Origin of the sequence: Neofamilia massiliensis (assembly GCF_001299475.1) — a bacterium.
Lineage (GTDB): Bacteria > Bacillota > Clostridia > Tissierellales > Peptoniphilaceae > Neofamilia > Neofamilia massiliensis.
Genome location: NZ_CYUJ01000002.1, coordinates 716,411 through 734,044, shown reverse-complemented (window position 1 = coordinate 734,044; position 17,634 = coordinate 716,411). Strand labels below are relative to the sequence as shown.

At 33.6% G+C, this 17,634-nt stretch carries 18 protein-coding genes; all 18 read right to left on the bottom strand.

The window, feature by feature from the left end; translation table 11 throughout:
• Positions 1–69 precede the first annotated feature (69 nt).
• Positions 70–1,620 (bottom strand): ribonuclease Y, encoded by a 1,551-nt coding sequence (gene rny, locus BN2667_RS03515; RefSeq protein ID WP_242848714.1) that lies wholly within the window; start codon positions 1,618–1,620, stop codon positions 70–72.
• Positions 1,621–1,807: 187 nt separating this feature from the next.
• Complete coding sequence (locus BN2667_RS03510) at positions 1,808–2,446, bottom strand: ATPase (RefSeq protein ID WP_054251936.1); 639 nt, start codon at positions 2,444–2,446, stop codon at positions 1,808–1,810.
• Position 2,447: 1 nt separating this feature from the next.
• Positions 2,448–2,696, bottom strand: coding sequence for a hypothetical protein (locus tag BN2667_RS03505; RefSeq protein ID WP_054251935.1), 249 nt, complete (start codon positions 2,694–2,696; stop codon positions 2,448–2,450).
• Between the two features lie 12 nt (positions 2,697–2,708).
• Complete coding sequence (locus BN2667_RS03500; protein ID WP_054251934.1) at positions 2,709–4,154, bottom strand: AAA family ATPase; 1,446 nt, start codon at positions 4,152–4,154, stop codon at positions 2,709–2,711.
• Positions 4,141–5,124 carry a metallophosphoesterase family protein gene (locus tag BN2667_RS03495; protein ID WP_054251933.1) on the bottom strand — a complete coding sequence of 328 codons (984 nt, stop codon included), beginning with the start codon at positions 5,122–5,124 and terminating at the stop codon, positions 4,141–4,143. The genes BN2667_RS03500 and BN2667_RS03495 overlap by 14 nt, the downstream gene beginning before the upstream one ends.
• A gap of 2 nt (positions 5,125–5,126) precedes the next feature.
• Positions 5,127–6,215 (bottom strand): recombinase RecA, encoded by a 1,089-nt coding sequence (gene recA, locus BN2667_RS03490; RefSeq protein WP_054251932.1) that lies wholly within the window; start codon positions 6,213–6,215, stop codon positions 5,127–5,129.
• A gap of 11 nt (positions 6,216–6,226) precedes the next feature.
• Positions 6,227–7,426, bottom strand: a complete 1,200-nt coding sequence (locus tag BN2667_RS03485) for a nicotinamide-nucleotide amidohydrolase family protein (RefSeq protein WP_054251931.1) — start codon at positions 7,424–7,426, stop codon at positions 6,227–6,229.
• 2 nt (positions 7,427–7,428) lie between these two features.
• A complete protein-coding gene (gene pgsA, locus BN2667_RS03480) occupies positions 7,429–7,956 on the bottom strand; it encodes a CDP-diacylglycerol--glycerol-3-phosphate 3-phosphatidyltransferase (RefSeq protein ID WP_054251930.1) in 528 nt (175 codons plus the stop codon).
• Positions 7,940–9,274: a 30S ribosomal protein S12 methylthiotransferase RimO gene (gene rimO / locus BN2667_RS03475; RefSeq protein WP_054251929.1), complete on the bottom strand. Its 1,335-nt coding sequence runs from the start codon at positions 9,272–9,274 to the stop codon at positions 7,940–7,942. Before rimO ends, pgsA begins: the two co-directional genes overlap by 17 nt.
• Positions 9,267–11,624, bottom strand: a complete 2,358-nt coding sequence (locus BN2667_RS03470) for an FtsK/SpoIIIE family DNA translocase (RefSeq protein ID WP_054251928.1) — start codon at positions 11,622–11,624, stop codon at positions 9,267–9,269. The genes rimO and BN2667_RS03470 overlap by 8 nt, the downstream gene beginning before the upstream one ends.
• 1 nt (position 11,625) lies before the next feature.
• Positions 11,626–12,060: a dUTP diphosphatase gene (gene dut, locus BN2667_RS03465; protein ID WP_054251927.1), complete on the bottom strand. Its 435-nt coding sequence runs from the start codon at positions 12,058–12,060 to the stop codon at positions 11,626–11,628.
• A gap of 260 nt (positions 12,061–12,320) precedes the next feature.
• The gene (locus BN2667_RS03460) at positions 12,321–12,671 is read right to left on the bottom strand and encodes a helix-turn-helix domain-containing protein (protein WP_054251926.1); all 351 of its coding nucleotides are present in this window, start codon (positions 12,669–12,671) and stop codon (positions 12,321–12,323) included.
• 102 nt (positions 12,672–12,773) lie between these two features.
• A complete protein-coding gene (locus tag BN2667_RS03455) occupies positions 12,774–13,436 on the bottom strand; it encodes a hypothetical protein (protein ID WP_054251925.1) in 663 nt (220 codons plus the stop codon).
• Positions 13,417–14,301, bottom strand: a complete 885-nt coding sequence (locus BN2667_RS03450) for an ABC transporter ATP-binding protein (protein ID WP_054251924.1) — start codon at positions 14,299–14,301, stop codon at positions 13,417–13,419. Before BN2667_RS03450 ends, BN2667_RS03455 begins: the two co-directional genes overlap by 20 nt.
• Entirely contained in the window at positions 14,294–14,674 is a 381-nt protein-coding gene (locus BN2667_RS03445) for a GntR family transcriptional regulator (protein ID WP_054251923.1), read from the bottom strand. Before BN2667_RS03445 ends, BN2667_RS03450 begins: the two co-directional genes overlap by 8 nt.
• A gap of 134 nt (positions 14,675–14,808) precedes the next feature.
• Entirely contained in the window at positions 14,809–15,252 is a 444-nt protein-coding gene (locus BN2667_RS03440; protein WP_054251922.1) for a GatB/YqeY domain-containing protein, read from the bottom strand.
• A 12-nt stretch (positions 15,253–15,264) separates the two neighbouring features.
• A complete protein-coding gene (gene rpsU, locus BN2667_RS03435) occupies positions 15,265–15,447 on the bottom strand; it encodes a 30S ribosomal protein S21 (RefSeq protein WP_054251921.1) in 183 nt (60 codons plus the stop codon).
• A 213-nt stretch (positions 15,448–15,660) separates the two neighbouring features.
• Positions 15,661–17,631, bottom strand: a complete 1,971-nt coding sequence (locus tag BN2667_RS03430; RefSeq protein WP_154865143.1) for a TRAP transporter permease — start codon at positions 17,629–17,631, stop codon at positions 15,661–15,663.
• Positions 17,632–17,634: the final 3 nt, after the last annotated feature.

Here is a 17,634-nt window from a genome sequence, read left to right as displayed (position 1 = left end):
GGAGGGTTTTTATTTTCTCAATTAAAAAAGAGACACCAACAGGTATCTCTTTAATTAAATTTTTACTGATTATTTCGCATATTCAATTGCTCTTGTTTCTCTTATTATATTGACTTTAATTTGGCCAGGATATTGCATTTCTCTTTCTATCCTATTGGCAATATCTCTAGATAGTACAACCATTTCAGCTTCTGAAACATTTTCTGGTTTTACAACTACTCTAATTTCTCTGCCTGCTTGAACAGCAAAGGCCTTGTCAATACCTTCAAAAGATGTTGCTATTTCTTCTAGCTTTTCTAGTCTTGCAATATAAGATTGTAAAGTTTCTCTCCTAGCTCCTGGTCTTGCTGCTGATAAGGCATCTGCAGCTTGAACTAAAACAGATTCTAGGTATTTAAACTCTACTTCTCCATGGTGAGACTGAATGGCATTTAAAACTTGGTCAGGTTCTTTATATCTTCTAGCCAAGTCTGCACCAAGCTCAATGTGAGTTTGTTCAGATTCTTGGTCAATAGCCTTTCCAATGTCATGTAAAAGTCCAGCTCTCTTGGCCATCTTTACATCTGCTCCAATTAGTTCAGCCATAAAACCTGATAGTTTAGCAACTTCTATAGAGTGTCTTAAGGCGTTTTGTCCGTAAGATGTACGATACTTTAAACGTCCTAAGGTCTTCTTAAGTTCAGGATGGATGTCGTGTATCCCCAATTCGAACACTGCATCTTCACCAGCTTCTTTAATGCTTTGGTCAATTTCTCTTTCGGCTTTTTCAACTACTTCTTCAATCCTAGTTGGATGAATTCTTCCGTCTATAATTAGCCTTTCTAAAGCAATTCTCGCCACTTCTCTTCTAACTGGGTCAAAGCTAGAAAGAGTTACCGCCTCTGGAGTGTCATCGATAATTAAATCAACTCCTGTTAGAGATTCAATAGCCCTAATGTTTCTTCCTTCTCTTCCAATAATTCTTCCCTTCATATCATCATTAGGTAGGGATACTGTAGAAATTGTCAGCTCAGAAACATAGTCTGGTGCACATTTTTGTATTGCATATGCGATAATATTTCTTGCAATTTTTTCACTGTCTTCTTTCGTTCTGTTTTCATATTCCTTAATAATAGCAGCAGATTCGTGAATGACTTCGCCTTTTAGTTCTTCTAAAAGGACATCCTTAGCTTGTTGGGTGCTGTAGCCTGAAACTCTTTCAAGTTCTGAAATTCTCTTTTGTAAAAGATTTTCAGCTTCAACTTCTTTGGCTTCAACTGCTTTTGTCCTATCAGCTATTGATTGATCTTTTCTTTCAAGGTTAGTAGCTCTTTTATCAAGCTGGTCTTCCTTTTTAGTTAATTGGTCTTCTTTGTTTAGAAGTCTCTTTTCAAGTTCAGAGTTTTCATCTCTTCTTCTCTTGTTTTCATTTTCAGCTTCAGTTCTCATCCTGTGGATTTCTTCTTTAGCTTCTAATAAGGCTTCTTTTTTTACTGATTCACTTTGTCTTTCTGCATCTATTATAAGATTTTTAGCATGGGCTTCTGCTGATCCGATTTTCTTTTCAGCAGCACTTTTTCTAATAAAATATCCAATAGCCACTCCTGCTACAATCATAATAATATAGTAAACGTATTCGATGAAGAACACCTCCTTCAATATTTAGTTTTCAAGTTTCAAATTTAATTCTCAGTATAAAATTTATTAACTATACTATTTCATTTTATATCTTTTTTAAGACATAGTCAATAGTAAATCGTTGTCAATATCAGAATTGTTTGTTGTTGCTTATGGATTTTTATTCTTTTATTTTTAATATTATTTTTTTCTATGCTTGAATCTTTTCTACATGAGAAATTCCATCTTCTTGGCTTACTTTATAAGATGTTTTTGCAAGACTGGCTAGATGGTTGTTATGAGTGATCATAATAATTTGCCTATTCATCTGCTGAGAAAATTGTAGGAGGAAGTCTCCAATATCAAAAATATACTCTTCGCTTACATGCTTGGCAGGCTCGTCTAAAATTAATGGGCCTTCTACTTTTGGCCTATAGTTTTCTAAAAAAGCCATTCTAAGTGCCAGACTAACTATGTCTACTATTCCTCCGCCTTTAGAAATTTCTGGTTTAGTTTTTACTAGACCATTATCAGTTTCTTCTAGGACAAAAAAATCAGCAGAAGAGGTATTTCTCTTTTCGCTAATTTCAATTTGAAAGTCATAATCCCTTTTAAAAATATATTTTAACGACCTGGTTGTTAGACTTTCAATTTGTGTTTTTCCTTGGTTTCTAGCATACCTAGATGTCTTTTGAAATAAAATTGTAAGTTTTTCTAGAGTATCTGTTTCTTTTTTAATTTTTTCAAGAGAATCATCTAGAGATTTTTTCTTTTCTTCTAAAATGTTCTTCTTAGTCTCTTCCCTATAAAAATGTTCTTTTAATAGGGCTAAGTCTTTGCTTAGGTCCATATTATTTTCCTTTAATTAGGTCTTTAGGAATCATTCCTTGGGCTTTTTCAAGTAAATCTTCAATTTCTTTTTTCAAGTTATTTATTTCATCTTCTAAGTTTTCAGGATTTACTCCTAAGTCCTCTAGTTGTTTTAAAATTTGTTCTTCTTGTTTTTTTAATTCTTCTAAGGTTCCTTCTGCCTTATTTTTTAAATTTTTTGCCTGGTCTAGGTCTTCTTTTAAAGTTTTAAGTTCTTGGTCGTAGTTCATGTTTTACCTCTTCTATTCGCTTAGGTGTTTGATTATTTCATCTGTATTTGTTAAATCAAAGGGTCTTTTACAGGTTGGACAAATTTTCATCTCAGCTATTAAATTTTTATAAGATTCTTCAATGTCCTTAATTTTCTCTTCTGTAATTTTAATAGTAGATTTTTCTTTTAAGATTTTATTTTTATTAAGATCTTGTTGAGTTTTTCTCTCTTCTAATAATTTAACCTTTTCTAATCTTTGTTTTATAAGACCATATAATTCATCTGATTTTTCTAGATCTTGAAAATTACTTATATAGGCATTGCCATTTTTTATTCGGTCTTTTAAAACTAGTAGATTTGTCCTAGCGGTGCTATAGTCCCTGTATTTTCCCTCCAGCTTATATGCTAGCTTATAAAGTTCTAGAGCCTGGTCTACTTGGCCTAGCTTTATATAAGCCTTTTCAACACTTGTCTTTCTTTTTTTATTTGACTCTAAGTTTAAAAATAAATTCTTAAGCTGGTCTAAGTGTGCAATTTTATTGCCTAGATTATTAATTGTATTGTCTGCTAGGTCAACTTCTTTTAACTTGTTTTTTATACTTTCTGTAGCCTTTAGCCTTTCTCTATTTAAGATATACGCCTTAGCCACATGGTCTAGGTTATTTAAAAGTCCAATTTTATTAAATGCTTCAAAGTAGAAGTTTTCAACACTTGATAAATCTTTAAGACTTGTCTTTATGTTTTCTAATTTGCCTATTAAGTCTTGAATCTTGTTGTAGTTTTCTCTAAGATCTATTAATTTCTGTAACTTCTCTTCCCTAGACTTTAAAGTTTCTTGGATTTTTTCTAAGTCTGCAATAGTTTTTCTAAGATCTTTTAAATAAGCATAGCCTTCTAAGTCTTTGTTTAAATTTTCTAATTCATCTTCTAGGTCTCTAAAGTCTTTTTTCTTATTTCTTAGGTCTAGGTTCACTTGGCCTAGGGCATAGTCTATTACATCAGCTTGGACTAGTTTACCAATTGCTGCTGCCTTTAAACTAGGATTATCTGTTAAGAGAAAGGGACCTTCTAATTGTTCTGCCATATTTAATGACCTGGTCTCTCCCTGTCTCAAAGTTATTTTAGGCATTTTCGTAGCTTCGAGAACTTCCTGGGGAACTTGGCTGCCAAAGCCTTCAAAGCTTGTTGTGCTTCCATCTGCATAGGTTATTTCATAGCCGTTTTTTGACTTGGTCCTATATCTTTTTACGACCACTCCACTTGAAAAGAGAATTTGCACACTGCTTTGGCTCTCCCCTTGTCTAATAAAGCTGTCACCTTGTGGTTCGTTATATAAGACCCATTTTATAGCCCTTAGAATTGCAGTTTTGCCTGAATCTGTAGGTCCAACTATTGCATTTAAGCCGTCATCAAAGTCTATTATAGTAAACTTATGAGATTGAAAATTTTCTAAAGTTAACCTTTTAATTGTCAGCATTTATAATCTCCTTGGCTTTTTCAATTCTAATTTTTGCCTGGCTTTTAATTTCTTGGTCAAAGTCTTCAGCTCCTGCTATTGAATCAATAATTGCATCTAAGTCAATTAAATCTAAATCAATGGACTGGTCAATGCTATCAGCAAAAAGCATTAGCCTTTGGTCCTTGTATTGGTCTTCTATTAGTTTACTTCTGTCTAGAACTTCTTCGCCAGCCTTAGCTGACTTTAAATATATTTCTCTAACTTCTACGTCATCTTTAGTGACTTCAATTTCTAAAAATTTCGGCCTTCTTTTAATTTCAGCAAGGGAGTTTGTAATTCTAACTATTGACCCTGGATTTGCAAATATTTTTCCATCTATTTTTTGGATAGGAAAACCTGTGTGATAGTGGCCTGACAAGGTTAAGTCAGCTTTGGTGTCAACAATCTCTCCTACTAATGTATGGTCAACATATTTAATAAAAGGCCTGTCTGTTAAAAATCCATGGACAACATTTATAATCTTGTCTGCTTGGTATTTAATGTCTGAGTCTTTTAAAATATAATTATCTTTACTTGTATCAAGGTCTGCTGAAAAGTTTTTCCCTAAAAGCAAAACTCTTTGGCCTTTTTTTTCTAAAAGCTCTCCATCCTTGTCAATTAATTTTAAAATTCCAAAGCTAGTTAAAAGTCCTAGCATAGACCTGTCTAGTGTGTCTAAGTTGTAGCCAAAAATATCGTGGTTGCCTACTACAATATAAATGGGCATTTTAAAAGAAGCTAGAATTAAACCAACTTGAGATGTTGCCTTAATAGGACAGTCTGGCCTATCAAATATATCTCCCCCATGAATCACATAGTCAATGTCATGGGAATTGGCATAATCTCTAATTTCTTCTAGCTTTTTCAAAACTGATTCATAAAAATTATCTAACCGATTTCTTGGATTAGATGGTCTTATATGAGTATCAGTAAAGAAGAGTAGTTTCATTGCTACTCTTCCTCTGTAAATATTATTTGTTCTTCTTTATTCTTTGCTTGATCAACTTCTTGGTCAGATTGAATTTGTTCTTTTAGTTCATGAGGGATATTTAGGTTATAAAATTCTCTCACCTTTAGTTCAACTTCTCTTAGTGTTTCAGGTCTTTCTTCTAAATAAGCCTTGGCTGCTTCTTTTCCTTGGCCCATTCTGTCGTCATTGTAGCTGTACCAAGATCCAGATTTTTGAATAATATCTGCATTGGCTGCAGCATCAACTACTCCAGAAATTTTTGAAATTCCTTCGCCATACATAATATCAAACTCTGCTGTCTTAAATGGTGGAGCAACTTTGTTTTTTACAACCTTGGCCCTAACCTTGTTGCCTAAAAATTCGTCGCCTTTTTTAATGTTTTCAGCCTTACGAACTTCTATTCTCAAACTTGAATAGAACTTAAGGGCCCTACCTCCTGTTGTTGTTTCAGGATTTCCAAACATTACTCCAACTTTTTCTCTTAGTTGGTTAATAAAGATTACAGTTGTGTTTGACTTTGAAATTGCTCCAGTAATTTTTCTAAGGGCCTGGCTCATAAGTCTAGCTTGAAGGCCGATAAAAGAGTCTCCCATGGCTCCTTCAATTTCTGCTCTTGGGACTAAAGCTGCTACAGAGTCAATTACAATTATATCTACAGCATTGGATCTTACTAACATTTCTGCAATTTCTAAAGCTTCTTCTCCAGTATCTGGTTGAGAAACTAAAAGCTCTTCCATGTTAACTCCTAGTCTCTTAGAGTATTCTGGATCAAGGGCGTGTTCTGCGTCAATAAAGGCAGCATTGCCGCCAAGTTTTTGGGCTTCAGCAACAATGTGTAGGGACACTGTTGTCTTACCTGAAGATTCTGGACCATAAATTTCTATAATTCTACCACGTGGGATTCCACCAACTCCTAGGGCTATGTCTAATTCTATAGACCCAGTTGGAATAACTTCCATTTCCCTAGTTGTATCTTGTCCCATTTTCATAATAGACCCTTTTCCAAATTCCTTTTCAATTTTGGCAATGGCAGAGTCTAAGGCCTTGGCCTTTTCATTTTTCTCAGTCATAAGTCCTCCTTTTAGATCAATTTTATTAAATTAAAATACACATTAGCAGTAACTCTATCTATAATTTGTACCCTAGAACCTTGGTAGTGGTTTTTTATAATTAGGGTCTTATCATCTTTTTTGCTATATATGCCTATATAAACAAGACCTTCAGTTTTCGGGTCATTAGTTGGAGATGCATAACCTGTTGTTACAGCAAAGAGGTCAGCATCAAAAATATTTTTTAATCCTTCTAACATCTCTCTTGCAGTTTCTTCACTTACAGCTGTATAAGCCTTAAGTGTCTCTTCTTTTATCTTTAATACTTTCATCTTGGCCTCTTCGCTATAAGTAACTAGAGATGCAAGTAGAGCATCTGATGCAGATGGATTTTCTACAAAGTTTGAAGCAAGCTTTCCACCTGTGCAAGATTCTGCAAAGGCAATTTTTAAATTTTTCTCCCTAAGTTTATTTAGTAGAGACTTAGAAATTGACTTAGAATCTAGGTCGTAAATATTTTCTTTAAATTCTAGGCAAATTTTTTCTTTAGCTTTATTGAATTCATCTTTGTATTTCTCGTCAGCTAAGATTTTAATATCTACGCCGTTAAAGTTAAAATAGGTGTTTATAAATAAGTCTGGACAAAGATTTAATGACCTTAGCCTATTTTCTAGCATTGATTCTCCTAGGCCAAAGGTGTTTATTGTAGTTAAAAGCATGTCTTCTTTAGGAAGATTTTTTAAAAACTTGTCTAAAATATTTTCAACTTCCCTTGGTGGTCCAGGTAAAACTACTATGGTCTTTCCCCCATCTTCTATATAATATCCAGCAGCTGTTCCTAAATCGTTTTTTAAAATGTTTGCGCCCTGTGGAAAGTAGGCTAACTTTTTATTGTTAGGGCTCATTTCCCTGTGAGATATTTTAAAATAATTTTCTACATCGGCATAGGCTTCTTCATTAAATACAAAGTCCCTGCCTAAGGCCTTGGCTACTGCCTGAGAGCTAAGATCATCATCAGTTGGTCCTAGACCTCCAGATGTAAAAACTAAATCGTATTTAGCCATTAGGTCTTTTAAGCTAGATATTATATCTGCTTCTCTGTCTTCAACACACCTTTGCTCGCCAACTAAAATTCCATAGTCTCTAAGCTTTTTTGCTATTAAGGAAAGATTGGTGTTTATAGTGTGGCCTAAAAGGACTTCATTACCTATATTTAAAATTCCAACTTTCATACTTAACCTTCTAGCACGTTTTTGTTTTTAATTAAATAGTCCAGCCCAGAAACTACTGTAGCCACCATGGCAAAGTAAATTAAAAACCTATAAAGGCCTGCAAGGCTTGGGACCATTAGGCTTAAGAAATAAACTACAATTGCAAGCATTTGGGAAATAGTTTTAATTTTTCCTAAGGGAGATGCTGCTATAGTTATTCCCCTTTCAACTGCTATGGTCCTAAAACCTGTTATAATTAGTTCTCTGGCAACAATAATTACTAAAATCCAACCAGCAAGGGCCTGTCTTTCTAGCATTAGACAAAAAGCAGAAAGAACTAAAATTTTGTCTACAAGAGGGTCTACAAATTTCCCAAAAGTTGTAATCATATTGTAGTGTCTAGCTACATAGCCATCTAAGGCATCTGTCAGTGCTGCTACAGAAAAAATTATTAAAGGCACTGGGCTAGTTTCAGGTAAAAGATACATGCTAACCATAAATACTGGGACCATAAAAAGTCTGGTTAAGGTAATTTTATTTGCTAGGTTCATAAATTTCTCCAATCAAATCGTGTTCTAAGTGGTCAATAATTTTTATATCTATAAAATCTCCAAGCTGGTAGGCTTTGTCAAAGGGCCCATAAACTAAGCTTACTCCATCAATTTCTGGACTGTCTATTATGGTCCTTCCTACTAAAAGATCGTCATAAATTTCTTCTACTAACATCTCATAGGTCTTATTTAAATACTTTTCCATATTTGCATTTGAAATTTCTTCTTGAACTTCCATTATATAAGACTTTCTCTTGGCCTTAATTTCATCTGGAATTTGGCCGTCCATGTCATAGGCCTTGGTTCCTTCTTCATGAGAGTATTCAAAAACTCCAACCTTGTCTAGCCTTACTTCTTTTAAAAAGTCAACAAGTTCTAAAAAATCTTCCTCGCTTTCTTGAGGAAAGCCTACAATAAAGGTTGACCTGATTACAATGTTGGGAACCTCTCTTCTAAGTTTTTCTATTAATTTTATAATAGTTGCCTTGTCAGTTGACCTGTTCATATTTTTAAGGACACTGTCGTTTATATGCTGGAGGGGTATGTCAACATAGGGAACTAATTTTTTATTGTTTTTAAAGGCTTCTATTAGGTCGTCTGTAAAGTTATCTGGATATAAATATAAAACCCTTATCCACTTTAAGTCTTCGATTTCCTCTAACTTGTTTAAAAGTCTTGCTAGGCTATAGTCTTTGTAGTTGTCTATACCGTAGTCAGTTGTGTTTTGGGCTATTAAAATTATTTCTCTAGCTCCCTTAGAAACTAAATATGAAACTTCATTATAGATGTCTTCAATTTTTCTCGACCTGTTTTTTCCTCTAAGTTTTGGAATTATACAGTAGGAGCAAAAATTATTACAGCCTTCACCGATTTTTACATATTCAGTCTTAGAGACATCTTTTTTATAAAGTCCTTCTTCATAGGTAGCATTTATATTTCCAGTTTCACTAATCCTGTCTCCACGGTCTATTTGTTCTATATAGGCTTCTATGTTTTTTATTTGACCAGTTCCAATAATCCCATCGATTTCTGGAATTTCTTCTAAAAGTTCCTTGGCATATCTTTGGGCCAGACAACCTGATACTAAAAGTTTTTTTTCAGAATCGGCCTTATAGTCTGCCATTTCAAGAATCTCTCCAATAGATTCTTCTTTGGCTGCGTCAATAAAGCCGCAGGTGTTTACTACAATAATATCAGCCTGGTCTGGTTGATAAACTGACCTATAGTTTTTGTCCTCTAAAATTGTTCTCATAGTGTCTGTGTCAACATCGTTTTTTGAACATCCTAGAGTTGTAAAATATACATTTTTTTTATTCAAAATCTTCTCCCATTAGTTGTAAATATTCTTCTTCTGTAATTAATATATCTCTTGGCTTTGAGCCCTTGCTTGGACCAACATAACCTTGCTCTTCAAGTTGGTCTACAATTCTAGCTGCCCTTGAATAGCCTATAGAAAGTTTTCTCTGTAAATAAGAAATTGAGGCCTGGTCGTCATAGACAACTAACTTAAGTGCATCCATCATTAGCGGATCAGCATCAAGTTTTTTTGTCGCATCAACTTGTTTTATTTCTTCAATAATATTTTCATTGTGGGCAAGGTCGTAGTTTTTGTCTGTAAAGTATTTTATTACCCTATCAACTTCCTTTTGAGAAACAAAGCAGCCTTGGATTCTCTTTGGCTTTGGATAAGAAGATGGATAGAATAACATATCTCCTTTTCCTAAAAGTTTTTCAGCTCCAGAAGAGTCTAAAATAGTTCTAGAGTCAACTTGAGATGTTACAGCAAAGGAAATCCTAGATGGAATATTGGCCTTAATCACACCTGTAATAACATCAACTGACGGTCTTTGAGTTGCTAAAATCAAATGCATACCAGCAGCTCTAGCCATTTGAGCCAGTCTGGCTATATAGTCTTCAACTTCATTAGAGGCAACCATCATAAGGTCTGCAAGTTCGTCAATTATAATTACAATTTTTGACATTTTCTCTCCAAAAGGAGCCATCTTTTCATTGTAGGACTTTATGTCTTTAACATAATTTTCTGCAAAGGTCTTGTACCTTCTCTCCATTTCTTCAACTGCCCAGGCCAAAGTTGTAGCTGCCTTTTTTGGATTAGTTACAACTGGAATAAGCATGTGAGGAATTGCATTATATACACCAAGTTCAACGATTTTTGGGTCAATTAAAATCATTCTCAAGTCTTCAGGCGAAGTCTTATATAAGAGTGAAATAATAATTGAGTTTATGCAAACAGACTTACCTGAGCCAGTTGCACCAGCTACTAGTAAGTGAGGCATGTCGTCAATTGATGAAATGACAACAGAGCCTTCTGTGTCCTTGCCTAAAACAAGAGGCAGGTCAGAGTCATATTCTCTAAACTCTTTGGAGGCAATAACTTCTTCTAAAGTTACCATTGACTTAACCCTGTTTGGAATTTCAATGCCTACTGCAGTTTTTCCTGGAATAGGAGCCTCAATTCTAATATCAGATGAAGCCAGTGAAAATGCTAGGTTGTCAGCTAGGCCAACAATTTTCGATAGCTTTACATTGGCAGCAGGAACTAGTTCATAACAAGTTACTGCAGGTCCTGAGTTTACTTGTTCAACCTTGGCTGAGATGCCAAAGTTTGCCATAGTCTCTTCAATAATCTTGCTATTTTCATAGATTTCATCTGTGTTAATCTTTCCCTTTTTCATTGGTTTATTTAAAAGAGAAAGAGGTGGGATTTCATAGTCAATTTTCTCTTCAGTCTTGTCAGAAATTTCTTTTTCTAAGAGGATTTTATCAGCTGTACTTACCTTAGAAATTTTTTCTTCTTCCTCTGCCTCCTTGGCCTTTATTTCTTCAAGCGATACATCTTCCCTGCTTGCTACATTGTAGTCATCTTGATCAAAGTCCTTGCTATTAATTTTAAAGTCTAAAACTCTTTCTTTCTTTGTTGGTTCTTCTTCAAAGGCCTGACTAGAATCCATTAAGGATCCAGAGTTTATTTTAATTTGACTTCTTTCATTATCTTCTTCCAGCTCCCTAACTTCTCTGTTAATTTTATTTTTTTCTCTAGTAGCTATGGCCTTGTCTTTAATACTTCCAAAGCCTGACTTTAAACTTTGTCCAAGGCCTGCAAAAAAGTCCATAAGACCAAGGGCAATTGCTTCATAGTCTAAGTTAAAAAATACAACTAAGAGAAGAGAAAAAGTTATTAATAAAACTATACTTAGGCCTAGAGACCCAAATAGATTTAATAAAAATGAGCTAAAATATGCGCCTAAATATCCTCCATTAATTCCTAAAAGTCTAGGATCCATATCAAAGAAAAACCTATTGACATAAATTCCAGCTTGGGAAGAAATTGTATCTAAAAATATAGATAGAACAATTAAAATTCCAAGGCCTGCAAAGATTAAAGAAAAGTCTGAGGTTTCAATTGAATTTAAATATGAATTAATAGCAATAAAAATAAGTAAAATAGGAATACCCACTGATCCAGATCCAAATAAAAAGTAAAAAGACCTCTTTATAAATAAGCCTATGGCTCCCATGCCAGCAGAATAAAAACATAGGCACAATAAAATTGCAATTACAACCATAATGCCCCTGGCCAAATTACTTATTTCAAAATTTTTTAAATTAAATGATTTTTGTTTTTTCCTTACTTTTCTCTTTGCCATTTTATTTTATTCCACTAGAGCCAAAACCGCCGTCAGCCCTTTGAGTTTCTTCTAATTCTAATACTTCTTCTATTTGAACTTTTTCGTACTTAATAGCTACCATTTGAGCAATCCTATCTCCATTGTTAATAACAAAGTCCTCCTTGCCTAGGTTAATTAATATTACACCTAGTTCTCCCCTATAATCAGAATCAATTGTTCCTATGCCATTAGCAAGGGTGATTCCGTTTTTTAGAGAAAGTCCAGATCTTGCTCTAACTTGGACCTCGTAGCCATCAGGAATTTCTAAATATAAACCTGTAGGAACTAAAGCTATGTCTCCTACTTTAAGTTTAAGAGGTTCTTTTAAAAAAGCCCTTATATCCATACCAGCAGAACCTGGCGTCTTATAGGCTGGTAGATCATTTGTACTTTTATTTATAATTTTAATTTTCATATTATCTCCTAGCAAACTAATGTTCTGTTTTTTATTATAAACTAACTTTGTAAAAATATAAAGTCTCTTTTTTAATTATAACCTATAGAGTCGACAAATTGGGGATTATTTTCGATTTTATCTGATGAATTTTTCCCTTATAAATTACAATATCAAATTGATTTTAAAAAAGTTCTTGAACTAGACGAGTTTTACTTTTTTAAGTATGAAAATAAAAAAAGAACCCTTGAATTACAAAGGCTCTTATGACAAATTAAAATTTATTTTTCTAAATTTTTTAAAAGTTCTTCTGGCGAAACATGAAAGACCTTGGCCAAGGCCAAAAGGTTTGATGTGGAAGGTTCTGTTATTCCCTGTTCCCATTTTGAAACTGACTGCCTAGAAATACCTAGGGCTTCTGCTAGGTATTCTTGAGTCATATTGTTTTCGGTCCTATAAGATTTAATTATTTGACCTATAGTTTTTTTAACTTGAGGATCTCCTGTTTTGTTATTTGTTTTTATATAGGTTTTTAAAGCCTTGACAATAAGTATAAACAGATATATACCTAAAACAATAAATATTAAATATGGCAATAATATAAGTAACTCAGCATATCCAATTCTAGCCATAAACTTCCTCCTTTTTGTGCTTTACTTGCTTATAGTCTACCATAAAGCCCTGGTTGCTAAAAGAACTTATCTGTAACTTATTAGTTTCTATGCGGAATTTTACTACTTTTCTTTATAAGTCTTATCCCAATCTACTAGAGCCAAATTATTTCCAAAAATATAAATAGCAAAAGAGATAACACTTGCTCCTATTAGGTTTTGTCTTGTAATTATTTTTTCAACTAAGATGTTTTGATTAGAATTAATGCTGATGATAAAGGCTAAGGTATAAATTATTCCTAGAACAAGTAAAATTACACTTACTATAAGATAAACTTTGTATAAAGTAGTCTTTTTCTTCTCATTATAAAATATGCTATAAATTTTTGCTGGCTTAAAAATCCCAAGAAAAAATAAAAATAGGCTCATAAATTCAAGTACAGGTTTATAAGATGTGATTCTGTGCATTGAAAAAATTCTAATATTAAAGGCCATTATAATTATAAGAATAAGTCTTTCAATGTCATCGATAAACCATGCTTTTAAAAAATCTTCCTTTACAAAGGGAAAATATGAATAATAATATATAGCTTCTACTAACAAGTTTTCAGACCTTTCTTTTTTTGCTTTCATGTCTCTCCAGAACAATATAATCATATAAAGAAAAAATAATCCCATTCTCCAAGCAAATGATGGCATAACAAATATAGTTAGAATTAAAAGTCTATCAATTAAACTTCCTAAGCCCTGGCTTTTTTCAAATTCTCTAATTGCCTTTGTTTTCATTTGAACCTCCAAACAATCTAATAAATAAGTCATCTAAAGAAATAAATTCTGGGTCTATTCCCTGAGGAAGGTCTTTTCTTTCCATTAAAAGTTCATAGGCATAGGGAGATTTTTTCTCACTTATGATTTTTCCCTTGTCGATCTTTTCATAAGTTTCCTTGCCTACTTTTATTAAGACATATTTTTCCATGAGCCTATCTTTTTCTTCAAAAAGTTTAACTTGGCCCTTGTCTAAATAAATAATATAGTCACAAATTTTTTCTAAGTCAGAAAGGATATGAGAAGAAATTAAAACTGTCTTCTTTGGATCTCTAGAATAATCATAAATGATATCTAAAATCTTATCCCTAGCAAAGGGATCTAAGTTTGCAGTAATTTCATCAAAAATTAATAAATCTGGTTTGTTGCCAAGACCCAAGGCCAAAGAAAGGCTCTTTTTCATTCCTGTAGAGTATTCTTTAACCTGTTTAGATGCAGGAATTTTTAATTCTCTGGCAAGATCTAAAAAAAATGACCTGTCCCAATATTTATAAACTTTTGAATAAAATTCATCTAGCTCATAAATGTTATTTTTTCCTGAAAAAGGCAAGTCTGTTAGGCCTAGGCCAATATTTTCTTTCACCTTAGCAAAGTTTTTAATCTTATTGTTTACTCCAAATACTTTAATGGTCCCTTGGTCAGCCTTTACCGCATTCATTATAGCCCTAATTAAAGTAGTCTTTCCTGCTCCATTTTTTCCAATTAGACCTACTATAGTTCCTTGGGGAATGTCTAGATTAATATTTTTAAGTTCAAAGTCTTGATCTCTAGGGTCTTTGCTTATTAGCCTAAGATTTAAATCTTTAATTTCTATAGCCTTAGTCATTTTCTTCCTCCCAAATAAATTTAAAAGCTTCAAGGGCCTGGTCCTTGTCTAATCCTGCAAACTTGGCCTGGTCTTTGGCCTGCCTTAGTGATTCTTCCATAAGTCTAAGATATTCTTCTTTAATAAAGTCTAAGTTGGCTCCTTTAATATAGGATCCCTTAGATGGAATTGTGTATATAAATCCATCTCTTTCTAGGTCGTCATAGGCCCTTTTTGTCGTAATAACAGATATTTTTAAGTCTTTGGCCAAGGTCCTTATTGACGGCAGAGCCTGGTCTTCTTTTAAGGTCCCTGTTAATACCTGTTCTTTTATTTGCTCATAAATTTGTTCATAAATTGGCTGGTTTTTTGCATTTGATATTATTATTTTCATAAGCTACCTATTTCTATTTATGTCTGTATATGTTTTATATATACAGTATAAACGGTTTAACTCTTTCAGTCAATAATATTTTTAATTTTCCCATAAAAAAAGCGTAAGGTCATAAACCCTACGCTTATTGAAGATTAGGCTAAAATTTTTCTAACAACTTGGTTGACCATGTTGCCGTCAGCTTTTCCTTGAACCTTAGGCATAACATCTTTCATGATTTTACCCATGTCTTTCATTGATGTATAGCCACCTTGGTCAAGAACTTCTTTTACTATTTCAGTCAGTTCTTCTTCGGTTAATTGTTTTGGTAAGTATTCAAGGAGGATGGCAATTTCAGCTTCAGCTTGGTCTACCAAGTCTTGTCTGTTACCCTTCTGGAATTCTTCAATTGAGTTTCTCTTTTCTTTGAGCTGTTTACCCATTATTTGGATAATGCCTTCATCATCTAAGTCAATTCTTTTATCAACTTCTTCTTGTTTGATGGCAGCTCTTACCATAGTTATGGTATTTTTTCTTAGAATGTCCTTATTCTTCATGGAAGTCTTTAAATCTTCCATAAGTTTTTCTTTTAAAGACATGTGATCACCTTCTTAACGATTTCTACGGTTCTTTCTACGTGCTTCTTCAGCTTTTTTCTTTTTCTTTACGCTAGGTTTTTCGTAGTGTTCTCTTTGTCTAATTTCACGAAGAATACCACTTGTTGCACATTGTCTTTTGAATCTTTTAAGAGCATTGTCTAATGACTCATTTTCTCCAACTCTAATTTCAGACATCTAAATCCCTCCCTTCGTAGAAAAGAGTGCGTATTTAAGATACTGTAAAATTATACAATATAGGCCATTAATAATCAAGTCTATGACCCTATATTTTTATTTAATTTTGATTTTTCTAAAGTGACCTTTACTTAGAAATAAATTTCTCTTTATAAAAAAGAAGCTAACTAAATTAATAGTTAACTTCTTGATTTTATTTAAAATATACTTGTTTTAATTAGCTTTTTTAGTTCTAACTTTTTGTAAGAAGAATACTACTACTAGAGCTGCAACACCCATTATGTCGGTAACAGTTCCAGGTACTAGTAAGCCAAATCCTCCTACTAGTAGAATTATTTTTTCTACAATATTTGTTTTAGCTACAAAGTAGTTAGATAAACCAGCTGAAATACCAACCATACCAATTAGGGCAGAAATAACAACTGTTATTACTCTTAAGAAGTTGGCATCAATTAATAACATTACTGGATTATAAACAAACAAGTATGGTATTAAGAAGGCTGCAATAGCAAGTCTAACTGCTTGGAAGCCTGTCTTAAGTGGGTCTCCTCCAGAAATACCAGATCCTGCATAAGCTGCTAGGGCAACTGGTGGAGTAATATCTGCTACTATACCAAAGTAGAAGCAGAACATGTGAGCTGCTAAAGTTGGAACTCCTAATTGCATTAAAGCTGGAGCTGCAACTGTAGATGTAATTACATAGTTAGCAGTTGTTGGAATACCCATTCCTAGTATTATACAAGAAATCATTGTAAATACCATAGTTAGAAGTAGTGATCCACCTGCTAGTTCTACAAGACCGTTACCTAATTTTAGACCAAGTCCTGTTAGAGTAACAGATCCTACTATAATACCAGCACAAGCACAAGCTGCACCAACAGAAAGAGCACCCTTGGCACCTGATTCTAAACATCCTAATATTTGTTTAAAAGAAAGTCTAGTATCTTTCTTTAAAGCCGCTGCTACAACTGATAGTACAATACCAGCTAAGGCTGCTCTAAGTGGAGTAGCACCAGATACTAAGAAATAAATAATACCAATAAGTGGTAAAACTAAGTGACCTTTTTCTTTAAATACTTTTCCTGGCTTTGGAAGTTCTTCTTTGGTCATACCTGATAAGCCAAGTTTTTTTGCTTCAAAGTCAACTGATAGCCAAATTCCTGTAAAATAAAGTAAGGCTGGAATAATAGCTGCTGCTGCTACTTGTTTATAAGGAACACCTGCAAATTCTGCCATTAAGAAGGCTGCTGCACCCATAATCGGTGGCATAATTTGTCCACCAGTTGAAGCAGTTGCTTCTACAGCTCCTGCAAAGTTTGCATGGTAGCCAAGTCTTTTCATTAGTGGAATAGTAAATGATCCAGTTCCTACTGTATTTGCAACTGATGAACCAGAAACTGTTCCCATTAAGGCTGAAGAAATAACAGAAACCTTAGCTGGACCACCTCTAGCCCAACCTGCAATAGCATTAGCTATGTCTATAAAGAATTCTCCTATACCTGTTTCATTTAGGAAGGATCCAAAGAGTATAAACAAGAATACAAAGGTAGATGATACTCCAAGTGGTGTACCAATTATACCTTCAGTTGTAAACCACATATGAGAAATTACCCTAGTAAAAGAATAACCCCTGTGATTTAAAAATCCTGGTAAGTATGGTCCTGCGAAACAATATAAGAAAAATACAGATGCAACTACTACAATTGGTGTACCTACTACTCTTCTAGCAGCTTCAAGGACTAAAATAACTCCTATAACACCAAATACAATGTCTACTTGAGTTTGCATACCTGCCCTACGAATAAGTGGTTCGTAGTTTATTACAGAATAAAGGGTAGCTGCTGCTCCAAGACATGCAACAATAACATCAATTACTCCAAACTTCTTCCTGTTGCCTTTAGAAGTTCCTGGATACATTAAGTAAGCTAACACTAATACAAAACAAAGGTGAATATTTCTTTGTTTTTGGGCTGGTAACATTCCAAAAATTGATGTATATAATTGGAAGATTGAAAAAGCTATAGCAATAAATATTACTAGCTTATTTTGCCAGCCTTCTAGTCTCCTATATGAAGACTCCTTGTCTATAGAAGATAAAAATTCGTCTAATTCCTCTTGAGTCATGCCCTCTTTTTCAACATCTTGAGGAGAAATTTTATCTTTCTCTAAGTCTTTTTTACTCATTTT